The sequence below is a fragment of the Bradyrhizobium quebecense genome (assembly GCF_013373795.3).
GTDB classification, from domain to species: Bacteria; Pseudomonadota; Alphaproteobacteria; order Rhizobiales; family Xanthobacteraceae; genus Bradyrhizobium; species Bradyrhizobium quebecense.
The window spans coordinates 8,275,882-8,291,531 of record NZ_CP088022.1; the positions used below are offsets into that span (position 1 = coordinate 8,275,882).

The window sequence follows — 15,650 nt, forward strand, 5'->3', positions numbered from 1 at the left end:
GGATGGTATGAGGAGCGGTCTTTGCCCCTCGTTCGGCGAGAAAGCCAGGAACACCAGGAAAACCAACAAGAAAGCATTGGCTATTGCCGCCGAAGCGGCGCATGCTGCCAATGGGGCCGCGCACCGGCGCAGGGCGTTTCGCAAAAAGGTTGGCCCATGACCATGCGCTCCCGACGTGAAGTCGTCACCTTCCAGCATCCATTCCGGATCAGAGGCATCGATCGTGAATTGCCCGCAGGCGCCTATGAGGTCATCACCGACGAAGAGGCGATCGAAGGGCTCTCGTTCGCGGTGTTCCGCCGTGTCGCCACGATGATCATCGTCCCGGCACAAGGCTCGCGCGGATTGACGACGGAGATGGTGTCGATCGGCTCGGTCGATCTGGCGGACGCCCAGCGTATCGACGCGAGCGCATCCAACGCGAGCGCATCTAATGACTGACGAACCGCTCGAGCTCGATCGCCGCCGCGGCATGGCAGCCCAGAAAGCCACCGATATTCGCCGTGCGCTGGCGGAAATCGAGACCCATGCGAGGGATCTGCGCGAACGGCAGGCCTCGCTCGAAACCGGACTGCTGGCGGTACCTGCGACGTCGTGGCCGGAGGTGGCCGCCAAGGCGCGCTACGTTCTGAATCTGTACGCCGCGAGCCTGCCGCCGGAGGATACAAGGCATCGCGATCTGGTCACGGCAATTCTCGAGGATTTTGTGCGCCTCACCGAGCCGCGATGAACCAGAACCACTTCGCGGCTTTGAAGGAGCTGGTCACATGACGCTTACCCAAGGTCGCTTCATCAGCTACGAATACGACCGGATGGTCGTGCTGTTTTCGATGCATGACGACGAGAAGGAGATCCATTGCGCGATCTCGACCTCCGCCATGGATGAATTGGAAGGCGGGGCGCTCGGGCGCGCGGGCCACCGCGAGACTCAGTTCATGCGGCTGCGCGAGCGCATCGAGGCCTGCGCCGATGGCAAGTACCAGGCGAAGGAGTTCGAGGGGGCGCCGCCCCGGATCATCCTGCGCAGCATCGATTTCCGGAAGCCAAGGTAGAGGATCCCCTGTGCGAAGGCCCTGACGCGCGTGTCAGGTGTTTCAAGGTGGAGGCTATCCCGCCGCCACCGTTCCCGATCATGCGCGACAGACGAGCCCATGCTGATCATCGTGCACCGCGTCCCCGTCGAGTTGTTGCTGTTGGCCAATGAGACGTTGTTGCGCCTCAAGAGCCGACGCAATCTCGTCGCCACGCTGATGAGCGAGCAGCGCCCGAGATATACGATCTCCGAGATCCATGGTGCGAGCAGCCGGCTGACTGCGCTTTGGCGCGCAGTCGCCAGAGAGCGGCTCGAGGAATGGAGCGAAGCACAGCCCGATTCGGTCTATGCCCGGATCACCGAGCCGTTGTGGCACGCTGCAGCCGTCGCGAAACTGCAAATGGACCGGGACGAGGAGCTATGGTTCGATCCCGGGGAACTGACAGCGTTGGCGCGATCGTTCCGCGATCAGCCGGGCCAGTCGACGGCCGAGGCATGATCGGGATTGGAGCTGCAGGGTAGGTAGAGCCAACGGGTCCGCGCAAAGCGCGGCCCGGAAACCCACCACGCTTCCACGGTTAAGGCCCGTGTCCGCCTCTCAATCCGTCATGCTGAGGAGGCCGCGCTTGCGGCCGTCTCGAAGCATGCACGGCCACCAGCCGGGCCGTTCATCCTTCGAGGCTCGCTCCGCTCGCACCTCAGGATGACGGAATTAACAGGTGAGCCTCGGCCTAATCGTCGACGTCGTCCTGCGGCCGTCCGAACAGGTGGATGATGCCCGGCGTCGAGATGGTGACGAACAGGAAGCGCGACAGATGATGCGCGCCGACGAAGATCGGGTCGATGTGCAGCGTCAGCGCCAGCGCCAGCATCGCGTCCATTGCGCCGGGCGCGAAGGCGACCACGACGTCGGCGAGCCGCACATGGGTGGTGAGGCCGATCACCGCGACGAACACGGCCGAGATTGCGATCGCGATTGCGAATGAGCCGAGCCCGGCATTGACGTGGCTCAGCAGGGTCGAGGTCTTCATGCGTGCAAACCGGGTCCCGATCAGCGCGCCGATGCCGACCAGCGCGACGTTGCGCAGCCAGGGCGGCAGGCCGCCATCGACCAGGCCCGAGCCATGCAGCAGGCTGGAGGCGAGCATCGCGCCGAACATCCAGCTGGCGGGGAATTTGATCCAGCGCAGCAGCAGCGAGACGCCGATCGACCCGGCGACCAGGGCGACAAGGCCGAACGGCGAGGCGACCGTCGTCGGCAATGGCGGCGGCGCCGCGTGCGTCACCCCGGTCAACGCCAGCACCAGCGGCAGCGCCGCGGTCAGGATGATGACGCGCATGGTCTGCACCACGGCGATCGCCGCGACGTCGGCGCCTTTTTCCGCGGCGAGGATCGTGATCTGCGAGAGCGCGCCGGGGCTGCCGGCGAGGAAGGCCGAGGTCTGGTCCCAGCCATGAATGCGTTGCAGATAGACGCTCGAGCCGAAGGTCGAGCAGAACGTCGCCAGCGCCAGCAGGGCAATGGTGAGCGGGTAAGAGCTCATGTGCTGCAGCAATTGCTGCGACATCAGCGAGCCCAGCGAGATGCCGAGCAGCAGCAGCACCGATTGCGTCAGCACCGGCGGCACCGCGAGCGGCCGTCCGGCCAATGCTGCGATCCCAACCGCACACATCGCACCCGAGATCAGCCCGCCCGGCAATCCCGCCCATAAAAACAGCAAGCCGCCGGCGGCGCCGATGACGAGTGTCTCGAGCCCGTTCAGAACTTTGCTGCGGTCGGGAATGGCGGTCGCCATCGAAGCGCGGATCAGGGTCACGCCGCCTTATGGCAAATTCGCAACCACGGGACAATTGCATCTCGCGATTGCAGCATTGCGCCTCGGCTCGCCCGGCGCACAGATTTTCACCCTCCCCGGCGGGGAGGGTGAAGGACGTCAGAATACGTCTACGCGTTACTTCGCGGCCGGCGCGGCGGCAGCGCCGCCCGCCTTCTTGCACTCGGAGCGGAATTTCTTGCGCTCCTTGCCGTGCAAGCCCTTGGCATCGGCTTGCTTCGAGCACTCCAGCGACTCGGCGGTGCGCGGCTTGGCTTCCTTGGCCATCTTGGCGTCGGCCTTCGGAGCGGCCTCCTTGGCGGCGGGCGCGGCGGTTTGCGCGAAGGCTCCGCCCATCAGCAGCAGGGAGGCAAGGGCAGTTGCAGTCGCCAGCGTGGAAATCTTCTTCATGGGGCACCTCGTGAGGGAAGGAGCCGAAACGTTGCGCGGCGATGATGAACCGTCGATGAATATGCGGTGGTCCGGCCGCCACAATATTTTAACAGCCAAGGGCGTCCGCACGTTGTCGCAAGTCGGGGTTGCGCTAGGATAATGGTCTTACGCCAATGCCCCCAGGGGAAACCTCACGGGAAACCAGGGATGACGGGAGACCAGGGATGACCATTCAGACCAGATTGTTGTGTGTGATTGCGGTGTCGGGCTTTGCAGCCTTTGCGGCGAGCGCGCCGGCGCAGGCCCTGACCGCGCAGGAATGCAGCGCCAAGTACCAGGCGGCCAAGACGGCCGGTACCCTCAACGGCCAGAAGTGGAATGATTTCCGCAAGGCGCAATGCGGCGCCGACGCGACCCCGGCCGCGGCGCCCGCCGCTCCGCCGCCCGCTGCCGCCGCGCCTGCTCCGGCCGCGCCGAAGGAAGCCAAGCGGGAAGCCGCTCCCGCCGCGGCACCCGCCGCACCGGCAGGGCCCGCCGTGTTTCCGAACGCGGTCGATCCCAAATACGCCCAGGAGACTCCGGGCAAGCAGCGCTTCAAGACCTGCGATGACCAGTACAAGGCCAACAAGGCCACGGGCGGCAATGGCGGCCTGAAGTGGATCCAGAAGGGCGGCGGTTACTGGAGCGAATGCAACAAGCACCTGAAGGGCGCCTGAGCCAGCTGAAGCGCGTTTGACGGGCGGCCGGCGTAAGCCGGCCGCTTTTCTTTCGGCTGAAGCGCTATTGGCTTTCCGTGAGCAGCTTGTCCGCCGATTGTGCCAGCAGTTGCGTGCGCTTGCGCGGGCCGCGTTCGAGAAACAAGAGGCTCTGACCGAAGATGAAGCAGTAGAACAGGAACGCCTGCGCATCTGCTTCCTCGGCCGGTAGCCCGGTGGCGCGATAGAGCTGGCCGACATTCTTCAGCCGCGCGGCATCGACGCTCGCGGCGGCGGAGGCCGCGGCTTCGTCGGTGCGCGCCCATTGCCGGATCGCGAGCTCGACCGCCATCGCCTCGGTGTTCATGCGCTCCGAATAGAGCGTGATGATCGCCTTCAGCCGTTCGCGCGCGCTGGCGCCGTCGAGCGCGGTCTGCTTCTCGATCGCGGCGATGCGGCCGTCGCGCCAGCGCGTCAGCATGGCCTCGAGCAGCGCGGCGCGATCCCTGAAGCGGCGGTAGAAGCCGCCCTTGGTGACGCCCAGATTCTTCGCCAGCACCTCGACCCGCACGCCGTCGACGCCGGTATGCGCGAGCTCGGCAAAGCCGGCCGCGACCCAGACGTCGCCCTTGCTTTCAGTCATGTGATCTCCGCGGAGCGGTCCCGATACGGTGCCGTATTGCTAGCCCGCTTCGTGCTTGATACGCTACCGTATCAAAAATCGAAGGAGGGGACGATGGAGGGCGAGGCGACCTATCGCGGCACGGTCTATCCCTGGCATTGCGACCACATCGGCCACATGAACGTCATGTGGTATGTCGGCAAGTTCGACGAGGCGAGCTGGAACATGTTCGCGCGGCTCGGGCTGACGCCGAGCTATCTGCGCGAGTCCGGCCGCGGCATGGCCGCCGTGCAGCAGAACATCTCCTACCAGCGCGAACTGCTTGCCGGCGACCTCGTCGAGGTCAAGAGCCGGCTGGTCGAGTTCCGCGACAAGTCGGTCCGCATCCTGCATGAGATGCGCAACGCGGAGACCGGCGACATCGCTGCGACCTGCGAGATCGCGGCCGTGCACATCGATCGCGCCGCGCGCAAATCGGCGCCGTTCGCGCCGGCGATCCGCTACGCCGCGATGCCGCACCTCGTGCCGTCAGAGCCGGTGACTGCGTGACCGCCATGCCCCGTTTCGAGCCGAAGAATCCCGACTTCCGCGCAGTTGCCACCGCCACATTCGCGCGCCAGCGCGCAATGCAGACGCTTGGTATCTCGATCGCACGCATGGAGCCGGGCGAGGTCGATCTCGCGATGCCCTACGCGCCGGAGTTCTGCCAGCAGAACGGATTCGTGCATGCCGGGATCATCACCGCGGGGCTCGACAACGCCTGCGGGATCGCCGCCTTCACGCTGATGCCCGAAGGCTCCGACATCCTCACGGTGGAGTTCAAGACCAATCTCCTGGCGCCGGCCCGCGGCGAGCGGTTCGTGTTCCGCGGCGTCGTGGTCAAGCCAGGCCGCACGCTGACGGTCTGCGACGGCCGCGCCTATGCCGTGCAGGACGGCATCGAGACGCTGGTCGCGACCATGAGCGGGACGCTGATGGCGCTGGCACGGCGGGAAGGGTAGCCGCGCTAATCTATCCCCGTCATGCTGAGGAGCGCGCAGCGGCGTCTCGAAGCATGCACGGCCCGGCCGGTGGCCGTCGATCCTTCGAGACGCGCTACGCGCTCCTCAGGATGACGGGTCTGAGAGTCGCGACGGACCTGAGAGATCGGCGTGCCCAGCATTTGCGCATCTGACCGAGGCGAGCGCATTGACAACCTTTCACCGCGACGACCTGATACGCGCATGCTTCGCGTGAGCGCCTTGTCATGATCGCCAGCCTCAGTCTGATCCTGCTCTGTCAGTTGGTCGGCGAGGTTGCCGTGCGGGCGCTGGCCGTGCCGGTGCCGGGACCGGTGGTCGGGCTGGTGCTGCTGCTGTTGCTGCTGTTGGCGCGCGACCGCTTTCCGGTGCTCGCGCGCGGGCCGCTCGGCAATGACGGGGTCGAGAGCGCGAGCCGCGGCATGCTCGCCAATCTTTCGCTGCTGTTCATTCCGGCCGGCGTCGGCGTGGTGCAGAAGCTCGATCTGCTCGCCGAGCACGGCATCGCGATCCTGGCGATCCTCGCGGTTTCGGTCATCGTCACGCTGCTGGCGACGGTCGCGACCTTCGTCGCAGCGAGCAGCCTGCTTTCGCGCGAGGAGGAGAACCCGTGAGCGAAAATCCGTTCTCGCTCTGGGTCTATCTCTCGCAGTCGCCGCTGCTCTGGCTGACGGTGACGCTGCTGACCTATGCGGCGACCGATGCGGTGTCGCTGAAGACCCGGCGGCACCCGCTCGCCAATCCCGTGCTGCATTCGCTGTGGATCATCGGTGCGTTCCTGCTGCTGACCGGGACCTCCTACACCACCTATTTTGCCGGCGCGCAGTTCGTGCACTTCCTGCTCGGGCCGGCGACGGTCGCCCTCGCAGTGCCGCTCTACGAGAACCGCAGGCGGGTTGCGGCCGCGGTCCTGCCGATGCTGGTCGCGCTGGCGGTCGGCTCGCTCACCGCGATCGTCTCGGTGGTGCTATTGGCGCGGGCCTTCGGTCTGCCGCGTGACATCATCCTGTCGCTGGCGCCGAAATCGGTGACGGCCGGCGTTGCCATGGGCATCAGCGAATCCCTGCATGCCGATCCCTCGCTGACGGCGGTCTCCGTGATCCTCACCGGCATCATGGGGGCGATCATCGTCACGCCCTTGATGAACTTCGCCGGCGTCACCGACTTCCGTGGCCGCGGCTTTGCCGCCGGCATCGCCGCCCATGGCATCGGTACCGCGCGCGCCTTCCAGGTCGACGAGGTCGCCGGAGTCTTTGCCGGGATCGCGATGAGCCTGAACGCGCTGGTCACCTCGCTGCTGGTGCCGCTGGCCGTGACATATCTGCTGCGCTGAGCATGATCCGGAAAAGTGGAGACCGGTTTTCCGAAAAGATCATGCTCAAATAGAGGAACCCGGTTGCAGGGCAGTTTTGTGCTATTGGTATGGCGTTGTGCAGCAAATCCTTCTAGGGTTGTGGCCTCAAACGCGAGTCTGTTCCCCTTGGTCTTCTCCGCAACTCAGAGCGTGCTTGGGCTGGCATCGGGCATGCTGGTCGGCTTTTCGCTGGGCCTGGTCGGCGGCGGCGGGTCGATCCTTGCCGTGCCGCTGATGGTCTATGTGGTCGGGGTCCCCCAGCCGCATGTCGCGATCGGCACCTCGGCGATCGCGGTCGCCGCCAACGCCGCGATCAACCTCTCCAACCACGCCCGCGGCGGCACCGTGGTCTGGTCCTGCGCACTGGTGTTCGCGCTGTCAGGCATGTTCGGCGCTTTCGGCGGCTCGATCCTCGGCAAGATGCTGGACGGGCAGAAGCTGCTGGCGCTGTTCTCGATCGTGATGCTGGTGATCGCGGGTCTGATGCTGAAGACCCGCGCGCGGGTCGGGCTGACCGACGTCAAGATCTCGATGGCCAACACGCCCGCGATCGTAGGTCTCGGGCTTGTGACGGGAACCATGTCCGGCTTCTTCGGCATCGGCGGCGGCTTCCTGATCGTGCCGGCCTTGATGCTGGCGACCGGGATGCCGATCATGAACGCGGTCAGTTCGTCGCTGGTGGCGGTTACCGCCTTCGGCGTGACCACGGCCTTGAGCTATGCGTGGTCCGGGCTGGTGTCGTGGGGCTTGGCGGGGCTATTCGTCGCCGGCGGCATCGCGGGCGGCCTGCTGGGTACACGGAGCGCCCGGCACCTGTCGGAACGGCGCGGCGCCCTCAATATCGTGTTTGCGACTGTGATTATCGTCGTGGCGATCTATATGCTGCTGCGTAACATCAATGTGTCCTGAACGTAGAAGGGCGAGGAGCCCTTCCGGAAGCGAGCTATGAACCATCTGACGAAATCACCCCTCGACAACGCCGGCGCCACCCGGCGCGGCGCGCTCGGTCTCATCGGTGCCGGCATTGCGCTGCTGGCCGCGGGAGGCGCGCGCGCCGAGGACGACAATGTCCTGACCGAGGAACAGGTGCTGCGCGATCCGGATATTCCGGTGATCGGCAATCCCAAGGGCGACATCACGATCGTCGAATGGTTCGACTACAACTGCCCGTATTGCCGCAAGCTCGCGCCGGAGCTCCGCCAGGTGGTGCAGGACGACGGCAAGGTTCGCCTGGTGCTGAAGGATTGGCCGATCCTCGGGCCGGTGTCGAAGGTCGCGGCGCGGATGGCGCTGGCGGCGAAGTACCAAGACAAGTTCGAAGCCGCGCATGAGGCGATGATCTCGGTCAATTCGCGCATCACCGAGCCGCGCATTGCCGAGCTGCTGTCGGGCGCCGGCCTCGACATGGACCGCCTGAAGAAGGATCTCGACGCCAACGCCAAGGCGATCGACGCAGTTTTGGCGCGCAACAACGAGCAGGCGCAGGCATTCGGCTTCAACGGCACGCCGTCATTCATCGTCGGCAAGTATCGCGTGCCGGGCGTGCTCAGCATCGATCAATTCGAGCAGGTGATCGCGGACGCCCGCAAGGCCAATATGGGGCGCAAGACCGAGCAGAACTAAAGTGTTTTCGAGCGAAGTGGCTACCAGTTCGCGTAAAGAAAACGCGTCAAAACATCCAGAGCCCGTTCCGATTTCATCGGAACGGAAACGGCTCCAGCCGCGATCGCACCGGTTTGACGTGGCTTCCGTCGGGACCAACACGGAGCGCGTTTACGTAGAGCCTTTCCGCTTGGCATAGGCGCGCCGCGCGCGCTCGCGATTGCCGCACACTTCGCTCGAGCACCATCTGCGAGTCCGGTTCGGGCTCTCGTCGACGAAGAACCACCCGCAGCCGTCAGCCTCGCAGCATCCGATGCGGCTGGCGTCATCGGACGCCAGCAGGGCCGTCAGCGACCACAGCACCGGCCACAATGGCTCCGTCACGTCGGTCCCCGCCAGCGCATGGCGATAGCCTCGATGCTGCCGCACAAGGTCGGGCTGCCGCGGAGCCGCCGATAGCATCTGATTGACGAGACGGAGGTCCACGCTGCGGCCACCGCGGAGCGCGTCGGAAATCGCCCAGATGTCGCGACGCAAATCATGCGCCTTCTGCATCGCGGCCACGGCAACGCTGCTCGCCGAATGCGCTTTCAGCTTCCTGATCGCTACGAGCGGCAAGGTCCCGCGTCGCTCGCTCCAGGACAATAGCGCAGCGTAATCCGGGATCAGCTCCTGCGGATCGTTCGACGTCCGCCAGTCGAGCGTGTTCGCGAAGTCGAGGCAGACCCGTCCACCGAAGAACTGCGTCGCTGCCCGCGCGGGATCCCTTGACATCACGGCCTCTCACCGAGTTTAATCTAACGGTCATGACCATTACAAGTACCCAACCGCCTCGACGCGCCCCAACGATGACGGCCGCCGGATTCAGGCGGGGCTTGGTCGCGGCCTTGCCATTCCTGCTCAGCAATGGCGCCGCTGGCCTCGTGATGGGACTGACCTACAAGGGGCTTGGGCTGGGGGCGCCGCAAGCGATTCTGTTCAGCCTGCTCGTCTACTCTGCCACGGCCCAGGCGATCACGCTGAGCATGTGGGCGAGCCCACTGCCGGTTGCCGCCATGGTCGTTGCCTGCATCGCCACCAATTCACGATACTTACTGATGGGCGCCCATCTGCGCCAGCTGTTTGGCGGACTAGCCCCCCGGAAGATCCTGCTCAGCCTGTTTCTGCTCGCGGATGCGTCGTGGCTGATGACGAGTTCGGATGCAGACCGCAACGGACCCGACGCCGGCTATCTGCTGGGGGCGAGCATCCCGATGGCGATCGGCTGGGTCGGCGGCACCGCGCTCGCCTATGCCGCCCCGCTCGCAACGAATGGACCGCTGAGGCTCGCCGCCGCACTGCTGCCGACGATGTTCATTGCGACCCTGCTTCCCAGCCAGTGGAAGAACGCGACATCTCCGTGGCCGTGGCTGACCTCGGCGGTCGTCGCGCTCCTGGTCAGCCGATTCGTGGATCCCAGCTGGTCCATGCTGATCGGGGGCGGATGCGGCACGCTCGTCAGCATGATGGAGCGGACCGATGCGTGACCTGGACGTTCTCGGCGTGATCTTCATCCTTGGGCTGACATGCTATGCCATGCGCGCCGGTGGATACGTCCTCGCGGCGTCGATGCGCGACGACGGCATCGCCGCCCGGTTTCTCCGGCTCGCGCCCGGCAATCTGTTCATCGCATTCATTGTTAGTGGTTGCCTGTCCGGCGGGCTGGCAGGTCTCGTCGGAACGTTGGTCGCACTCGTGACGATGGCCGTCACGGCGAGGGAATGGGCCGCGTTAGGTGCCGGCTTCGGTGCGGCCTTGGCGGCGTCTACGAGCGGGCTGTGACGTGAGCGGTTATTTCGACGCGATCTTGTCCCACTGCTCGCGGGTGCGCGTTTTCAGCAGGTTCCAGTCATGGGCTGCAACATCCCAATTCACGATGGTGCGGGTATCCTGCGCCACTTCGCCATTGGCGACGCTCGACGTCCGCATCGAATCGTAGACGTAGACGCCGCAAACCAGCAGCAGCGCGCCCAAAATCATGCCGAAAAACGTCCGCATCGCATAATCCCTCCGGTGTCGGCGGGATAACGTCGTGGGGTTCGCTGTGGTTCCGGCGATCGATCAACTGCGCGCGAACACCCGCATCACATAATCGATGAACACGCGCACGCGCGGCGACAGCTGGCGGTTGCGCGGATAGAGCAGCGATACCGGCACCGACGGCGGCGGGCATTGCTGCAGCACCGGGACCAGCGTGCCGTTCGCGAGATCGGTTTCGGCATGGAAGCGCGGCACCTGCACGAGGCCGAGGCCGAGCCTTGCGCTCGCCAGATAACTCTCGGGGCCGGTCACCGACATCGGCGCGGGTAGCGGAAATTGTTTGAGCGCGCCGTCGATCACGAACTCCATCGGGCGCAAGCGGCCCGTCGTCAGCGAGCGAATCCCGATCATGCGATGGCCGTCGAGCGCGAGCGGATCGGTCGGCATGCCGAAGTGCGCAAGGTAGTCCGGCGTGGCGCAGGTCAATCGCTCCAGCATCGTGACCTGCCGCGCGATCATGTCGCTGTCGGGCAATCGGCCGAAGCGCAGCACGCAGTCGACGCCTTCGCGGATCAGATCGACCCAGCGGTCGCTCTCGCTCATGTTGATTTCGATGTCGGGATACTCAGTGTGGAAGCCCGGCAGGTTCGGCAGCAGGAAGTGCCGCGCCAAAGTGCCTTGCACTTCGAGCCGCAGCAGGCCCTTCGGCCGCGCGCCGCCGAACGCGCCCTCGGCGTCTTCGAGGTCTGCGATCAGTGACAGGCAGCGGCGGTAGTGCGCCTCGCCGTCGAGCGTCGGGCGCACCGTGCGCGTGGTGCGCTCGAGCAGCCGCACGCCGAGCCGCGCTTCCAGCCCCTTGACCGCGTCCGTCACCGTCGAGCGCGGCAGGGCGAGATCGTCGGCGGCGAGTGAGAAGCTGCGGCGCTCGACCACCCGGGTGAACACGCGCATCGCGTCGAAGCGGTCCATTTATTATCCGAAAATTGCGAATAGTGATGCCGAAAGATGCATGATTATCCGAGGAATTCCAAGTCGTAGTGTCCTCCCATCGAACGCGGCCTTCGCCGCCAACCTGATGGGAGACTGAAAATGACCAACCAAGCCAACAAGGTAGCTCTGGTGACGGGTGCCTCGCGCGGGATCGGCGCGGCGGTTGCCGAGCGCCTCGCCAGGGACGGCTTCACCGTTGTCATCAACTACTCCGGCGACGCCAGGCCCGCCCAAGCAGTCGCCGACCGGATCGAGGCCGCCGGCGGCCGGGCGCTGACGGCGAAGGCCGATGTCAGCGACGCCAACGCCGTGCGCGGCCTGTTCGACGCGGCGGAAGCGGCGTTCGGCGGCGTCGATGTGCTGGTCAACAATGCCGGCATCATGAAGCTCGGCAAGATTGCCGACAGCGACGATGCGGCCTTCGACCAGCAGGTCGCGGTCAACCTGAAAGGCAGCTTCAACACCATGCGGGAGGCGGCACGCCGGCTGCGCAATGGCGGACGCATCGTCAACTTCTCGACCAGCGTCGTCGGCATGAGGCTCGAGACCTACGGCATCTACGTCGCGACCAAGGCTGCGATCGAGTCACTGACCGCGATCTTGTCCAAGGAACTGCGCGGCCGCGGCATCACGGTGAATGCGGTCGCGCCTGGCCCGACCGCGACCGATCTGTTCCTCAACGGCAAGTCGGAGGAGCTGATCGACCGCTTCGCCAGGATGGTCCCGCTGGAGCGGCTCGGCACGCCCGACGACATCGCCTCTGCCGTATCGTTCCTCGCCGGTCCCGACGGCTCCTGGATCAACGGCCAGACCCTGCGCGCCAATGGCGGCCTGGTCTGACGTCCCCACACTTCAACCCAACTCTCGTTCAATCCGACATCACGAGGATACGTGTCATGAAACAGGTCATCGTCATCACCGGCGCTTCGAGCGGCTTCGGCCGCCTCACCGCCAACGCGCTCGCCAAGGCCGGCCATACTGTCTACGCCTCGATGCGCCATACCACCGGGCGCAATGCCGCCGCGGTCGCCGATATCGAGGAGTTCGCCCGGGACAACAAGGTCGATCTGCGCGCGCTCGAGCTCGATGTCGGCTCGCAGACGTCGGTCGATAAGGCGATTGCGCAGATTGTCGCCGAGGAGGGCCGGCTCGACGTCATCATGCACAATGCCGGCCACATGGTGTTCGGTCCAGCCGAGGCCTTCACGCCCGAGCAGCTCGCCGAGCTCTACGACGTCAACGTGCTCTCGACCCAGCGCGTCAATCGCGCAGCGCTGCCGCAGCTGCGCAAGCAGGGCAGGGGACTCGTGGTCTGGGTATCGAGCAGCAGCTCGGCCGGCGGCACGCCGCCCTATCTCGCGCCATATTTCGCGGCGAAGGCCGGCATGGATGCGATGGCCGTGATCTATGCCCGCGAGTTGTCACGCTGGGGCATCGAGACCTCGATCATCGTGCCGGGTGCGTTCACCGGCGGCACCAACCATTTCGCGCATTCCGGCCGTCCTGCCGATCAGGCGCGCGTCGCCGAATATGAAGCCGGTCCCTATGCCGGCTTCGGCGACGAGATCATGAAGGCGTTTTCGGCGATCGTGCCCGAGGATGCCGACGCGTCGCTGGTGGCGGATGCGATCGTTGAGGTCGTCGACATGCCGTTCGGCAAGCGGCCATTCCGCGTTCACATCGATCCGACCCGGGACGGTGCCGAGGTCGCCTTCGGCGTGATCGACCGCGTCCGCAACGAGATGCTGCACCGGGTCGGCTTCTCAGATCTGCTCAAGCCGCGGGTAAACAAGTAGCTCGGCGCTCTGTCCGCGTCAACGATGAGGATAGTGCCACGCGCACTATCCATCCCCGTCATTCCCGCGCAAAGGCTTCGCCTTTGTCGCTGGAGGTGCGAGCGGAGCGAGCCTCGAAGGGTGCACGGCCCCGATGCAGTCGCGTGGCCTCAGCTGGGCCGTCGACCCTTCGAGACGCGCTTCGCGCTCCTCAGGGTGACGGGAATAGGGCTACGCAACGCAGCTACAAGCCGGCGGCGCATCACGCGCCGTCGGCTCACTCGCCGTTCAGCCACCGAAAAATCTCCGCATTGATCTCGCGCGGATAGGTGTGGCTGAGATCGTCGATCTCGCGATAGATCACCTTGGCGCCGGCGGCCGACAGCAAGCCCTGGGTCTGCCGCGCGGTCTGCACCGGGAACATCCAGTCGAGCCGGCCATGAGTGATGAAGATCGGCAAGCCGCGCAGCCGCTCGGCATCGGCCATTTCGGCCATCAGCGGATGGAAGGTCGCGGCAACCGGAGCCAGATGCGTGAAGCGCGAGGCGCCGTCGAGCCCGCTCACATAGCTGAACGTGCCGCCGTCGCTCATCCCGGTCAGCAGCATGCGCCTCTCGTCGATGCGCCAGCGCGCGCGCACCTGATCGATGATGCGGTCGAGATTCGGCGTGTCGGTGTCGTCGCCCATCAGCGCCCAGGTCTGCCCGGTTGCGGTCGGCGCCACCAGGATGGCGCCGCGGCTGCGCGCATCGCGCAGCCAGCTCCACAGGAAGCCGCGGCCGTTGCCGCTGCCGCCGTGCAGCGCCATCACCAGCGGCCAGCTGCGATCAGGCGTGTAATACTCAGGCACATACATCGAGAAGCCGCCGCGGCTGCCCGGTTCGTTGCGCTCGTGGAAGATGCCGGTGTCGGAGTTCGGCGTGGCCGCGAGCTTGGCCTGCAGGTCGGCGTCCTCGCGCAAGTCGGGCGCGATGAAGAAGCCGCTGACCGGCGGCAGCTCGGTCAGCGGATAGAGCGCCTCCTGTGCGCGCGGCAGATAGCGCAGCGCGCGGAATACGCTGACCAGATCGCCCTCGCCATTCTGCACCGCGCGCAGGCCGGCATAACCGGCCAGTGCCGGTTCGATCGCAGCCTCCAGTGCGGTCTTGATGTGCGCGAATTTCTCCGGCCAATCGGCAAGCCGCGGCCGCACCGCCTGCAGGGCCTCCTCAGGCTCGCCCGCGATCTGCATCACGCGATCGAAGTCCGGCGGATTGAGGTTGCGCGCGACAAAGGACAGCGATTCCAGCGTCTGCAACAGCGGCGGCAGCACGGCCACGATGTCGTCAACCACGGCCTCGCTCATCTTTTCTTTCTCTTAATGCAGCCGCGGCGCCTTCAACAGCTTCATGCGGTCGATCGAGGTCAGGGTCACGTCGAAGGTGACGCCCTCATGGTAGATGGTCAGCGGCACGTCGACGCCGGCTGCGCCGAGCGACCAGAGCTTGCGGTAGAAGCCGGTCTGGCTCGTCACCTTGTCGCCGTCGACCGCGAGGATCACGTCGCCGGTCTTCAGCTCGGCGCGCGCCGCCGGTCCTTTGTTGGCGACGCCGACCACCACGAGGCGGTTGTCGATCTCGGTCGTGTACATGCCGAGCCACGGCCGCGCCGGCCGGTCGACACGGCCGAACTTGCGCAGGTCGCTCAGCACCGGCTTAAGCAGGTCGATCGGAACGATCATGTTGACATGCTCGGCGCGGCCCGAGCGTTCGCGTTCGAGCTGCAGCGAGCCGATGCCGATCAGCTCGCCGGCATTGTTGATCAGTCCGGTGCCGCCCCAGTTCGGATGCGACGGATAGGTAAAGATCGCCTCGTCGAGCAGATATTCCCAGTAGCCCGCGAACTCCTGCTTCGCCGCGATCTGGCTCGCGACCGAGCGCGTGCGGCCGCCGGCGCCGCCGAGCACGACATTGTCGCCGACCTGCGTCGCCGCCGACGAGCCGATCGGCAGCGGCTTGATGTCGAGCCGTCCCAGCGCCTGCACTAGGCCGAAGCCGGATTCGAAATCGAAGCCGAGTGCGTGGCCCTCGACCGCGCGGCCGTCGCCGAGATGCAGCCACACCGTGGCGGCTTCGGTGATCAGATAGCCGATCGTCAGCACCAGCCCGTCGTCGATCAAGACGCCGTTGCCGGCGCGCTCGGTGCCGAGCGTCTCGGCGCTGAAGGCGTCAGGCGGAATGATCGAATGCAGCCCGATCACGCTCGCCAGCGCACGATCGAGGTCGTAGCGGTAATCTTCGGGGCGGGGTTGAAAGGCCGCCGGCACTTTCCATTCGGTGGTGGAGGGCATCAAGG

General features: G+C 65.7%; 23 protein-coding genes. 15 read left to right on the top strand and 8 right to left on the bottom strand.

The window, feature by feature from the left end; genetic code table 11:
* Positions 1 to 156: 156 nt before the first annotated feature.
* The 4 genes from HU230_RS39260 (at position 157) to HU230_RS39275 (ending at position 1,532) form a co-directional block, all read left to right on the top strand.
* The gene (locus HU230_RS39260) at positions 157 to 441 is read left to right on the top strand and encodes a hypothetical protein (protein ID WP_092126667.1); all 285 of its coding nucleotides are present in this window, start codon (positions 157 to 159) and stop codon (positions 439 to 441) included.
* Positions 434 to 730, top strand: coding sequence for a hypothetical protein (locus tag HU230_RS39265; RefSeq protein ID WP_092123562.1), 297 nt, complete (start codon positions 434 to 436; stop codon positions 728 to 730). Before HU230_RS39260 ends, HU230_RS39265 begins: the two co-directional genes overlap by 8 nt.
* 37 nt (positions 731 to 767) lie before the next feature.
* On the top strand, positions 768 to 1,052 hold the full coding sequence (locus HU230_RS39270) for a DUF1488 family protein (protein ID WP_092123564.1): 285 nt from the start codon (positions 768 to 770) through the stop codon (positions 1,050 to 1,052).
* A gap of 99 nt (positions 1,053 to 1,151) precedes the next feature.
* On the top strand, positions 1,152 to 1,532 hold the full coding sequence (locus tag HU230_RS39275; protein WP_176533639.1) for a hypothetical protein: 381 nt from the start codon (positions 1,152 to 1,154) through the stop codon (positions 1,530 to 1,532).
* A gap of 232 nt (positions 1,533 to 1,764) precedes the next feature.
* On the opposite strand, the gene HU230_RS39280 is transcribed toward HU230_RS39275, so the two are convergent.
* Together HU230_RS39280 and HU230_RS39285 are read right to left on the bottom strand one after the other, a co-directional pair.
* On the bottom strand, positions 1,765 to 2,850 hold the full coding sequence (locus HU230_RS39280; RefSeq protein ID WP_420840823.1) for an AbrB family transcriptional regulator: 1,086 nt from the start codon (positions 2,848 to 2,850) through the stop codon (positions 1,765 to 1,767).
* 135 nt (positions 2,851 to 2,985) lie between these two features.
* Positions 2,986 to 3,258, bottom strand: a complete 273-nt coding sequence (locus HU230_RS39285; RefSeq protein ID WP_173638811.1) for a PsiF family protein — start codon at positions 3,256 to 3,258, stop codon at positions 2,986 to 2,988.
* Between the two features lie 206 nt (positions 3,259 to 3,464).
* Here HU230_RS39285 and HU230_RS39290 point away from each other — a divergent pair, with 206 nt between their 5' ends.
* On the top strand, positions 3,465 to 3,956 hold the full coding sequence (locus HU230_RS39290; protein ID WP_176533638.1) for a hypothetical protein: 492 nt from the start codon (positions 3,465 to 3,467) through the stop codon (positions 3,954 to 3,956).
* Positions 3,957 to 4,020: 64 nt separating this feature from the next.
* Here the strand turns inward: HU230_RS39290 and HU230_RS39295 are convergent, their stop codons facing one another.
* On the bottom strand, positions 4,021 to 4,578 hold the full coding sequence (locus tag HU230_RS39295) for a TetR/AcrR family transcriptional regulator (protein ID WP_176533637.1): 558 nt from the start codon (positions 4,576 to 4,578) through the stop codon (positions 4,021 to 4,023).
* 93 nt (positions 4,579 to 4,671) lie between these two features.
* On the opposite strand from HU230_RS39295, the gene HU230_RS39300 reads away from it, so the two are divergent.
* From HU230_RS39300 to HU230_RS39325, 6 genes are all read left to right on the top strand, one after another.
* Positions 4,672 to 5,106 carry an acyl-CoA thioesterase gene (locus HU230_RS39300; protein ID WP_176533636.1) on the top strand — a complete coding sequence of 145 codons (435 nt, stop codon included), beginning with the start codon at positions 4,672 to 4,674 and terminating at the stop codon, positions 5,104 to 5,106.
* Between the two features lie 5 nt (positions 5,107 to 5,111).
* Positions 5,112 to 5,558 (top strand): PaaI family thioesterase, encoded by a 447-nt coding sequence (locus HU230_RS39305; protein WP_176533635.1) that lies wholly within the window; start codon positions 5,112 to 5,114, stop codon positions 5,556 to 5,558.
* A 245-nt stretch (positions 5,559 to 5,803) separates the two neighbouring features.
* Positions 5,804 to 6,190: a CidA/LrgA family protein gene (locus tag HU230_RS39310; RefSeq protein WP_176533634.1), complete on the top strand. Its 387-nt coding sequence runs from the start codon at positions 5,804 to 5,806 to the stop codon at positions 6,188 to 6,190.
* A complete protein-coding gene (locus HU230_RS39315) occupies positions 6,187 to 6,909 on the top strand; it encodes an LrgB family protein (RefSeq protein WP_176533633.1) in 723 nt (240 codons plus the stop codon). The genes HU230_RS39310 and HU230_RS39315 overlap by 4 nt, the downstream gene beginning before the upstream one ends.
* 192 nt (positions 6,910 to 7,101) lie before the next feature.
* Positions 7,102 to 7,839: a sulfite exporter TauE/SafE family protein gene (locus HU230_RS39320; RefSeq protein ID WP_176535216.1), complete on the top strand. Its 738-nt coding sequence runs from the start codon at positions 7,102 to 7,104 to the stop codon at positions 7,837 to 7,839.
* Between the two features lie 36 nt (positions 7,840 to 7,875).
* Positions 7,876 to 8,553: a DsbA family protein gene (locus HU230_RS39325; protein ID WP_176533632.1), complete on the top strand. Its 678-nt coding sequence runs from the start codon at positions 7,876 to 7,878 to the stop codon at positions 8,551 to 8,553.
* A 150-nt stretch (positions 8,554 to 8,703) separates the two neighbouring features.
* Here HU230_RS39325 and HU230_RS39330 read toward each other — a convergent pair whose 3' ends face one another.
* Positions 8,704 to 9,306: a CGNR zinc finger domain-containing protein gene (locus HU230_RS39330; protein ID WP_176533631.1), complete on the bottom strand. Its 603-nt coding sequence runs from the start codon at positions 9,304 to 9,306 to the stop codon at positions 8,704 to 8,706.
* Positions 9,307 to 9,380: 74 nt separating this feature from the next.
* Here HU230_RS39330 and HU230_RS39335 point away from each other — a divergent pair, with 74 nt between their 5' ends.
* Complete coding sequence (locus HU230_RS39335) at positions 9,381 to 10,058, top strand: AzlC family ABC transporter permease (protein WP_176533630.1); 678 nt, start codon at positions 9,381 to 9,383, stop codon at positions 10,056 to 10,058.
* A complete protein-coding gene (locus HU230_RS39340) occupies positions 10,051 to 10,353 on the top strand; it encodes an AzlD domain-containing protein (RefSeq protein WP_176533629.1) in 303 nt (100 codons plus the stop codon). Before HU230_RS39335 ends, HU230_RS39340 begins: the two co-directional genes overlap by 8 nt.
* 9 nt (positions 10,354 to 10,362) lie before the next feature.
* Here the strand turns inward: HU230_RS39340 and HU230_RS39345 are convergent, their stop codons facing one another.
* The gene (locus HU230_RS39345) at positions 10,363 to 10,569 is read right to left on the bottom strand and encodes a hypothetical protein (RefSeq protein WP_176533628.1); all 207 of its coding nucleotides are present in this window, start codon (positions 10,567 to 10,569) and stop codon (positions 10,363 to 10,365) included.
* A gap of 63 nt (positions 10,570 to 10,632) precedes the next feature.
* The gene (locus HU230_RS39350) at positions 10,633 to 11,520 is read right to left on the bottom strand and encodes a LysR family transcriptional regulator (RefSeq protein ID WP_176533627.1); all 888 of its coding nucleotides are present in this window, start codon (positions 11,518 to 11,520) and stop codon (positions 10,633 to 10,635) included.
* Positions 11,521 to 11,640: 120 nt separating this feature from the next.
* Here HU230_RS39350 and HU230_RS39355 point away from each other — a divergent pair, with 120 nt between their 5' ends.
* Positions 11,641 to 12,381, top strand: coding sequence for an SDR family oxidoreductase (locus tag HU230_RS39355; RefSeq protein WP_176533626.1), 741 nt, complete (start codon positions 11,641 to 11,643; stop codon positions 12,379 to 12,381).
* Positions 12,382 to 12,437: 56 nt separating this feature from the next.
* Positions 12,438 to 13,337 (top strand): SDR family oxidoreductase, encoded by a 900-nt coding sequence (locus tag HU230_RS39360; protein WP_176533625.1) that lies wholly within the window; start codon positions 12,438 to 12,440, stop codon positions 13,335 to 13,337.
* A gap of 256 nt (positions 13,338 to 13,593) precedes the next feature.
* Here the strand turns inward: HU230_RS39360 and HU230_RS39365 are convergent, their stop codons facing one another.
* Positions 13,594 to 14,661 carry a carboxylesterase family protein gene (locus tag HU230_RS39365; RefSeq protein ID WP_176533624.1) on the bottom strand — a complete coding sequence of 356 codons (1,068 nt, stop codon included), beginning with the start codon at positions 14,659 to 14,661 and terminating at the stop codon, positions 13,594 to 13,596.
* A gap of 12 nt (positions 14,662 to 14,673) precedes the next feature.
* Positions 14,674 to 15,645: a S1C family serine protease gene (locus HU230_RS39370; protein ID WP_176533623.1), complete on the bottom strand. Its 972-nt coding sequence runs from the start codon at positions 15,643 to 15,645 to the stop codon at positions 14,674 to 14,676.
* Between the last annotated feature and the right edge of the window lie 5 nt (positions 15,646 to 15,650).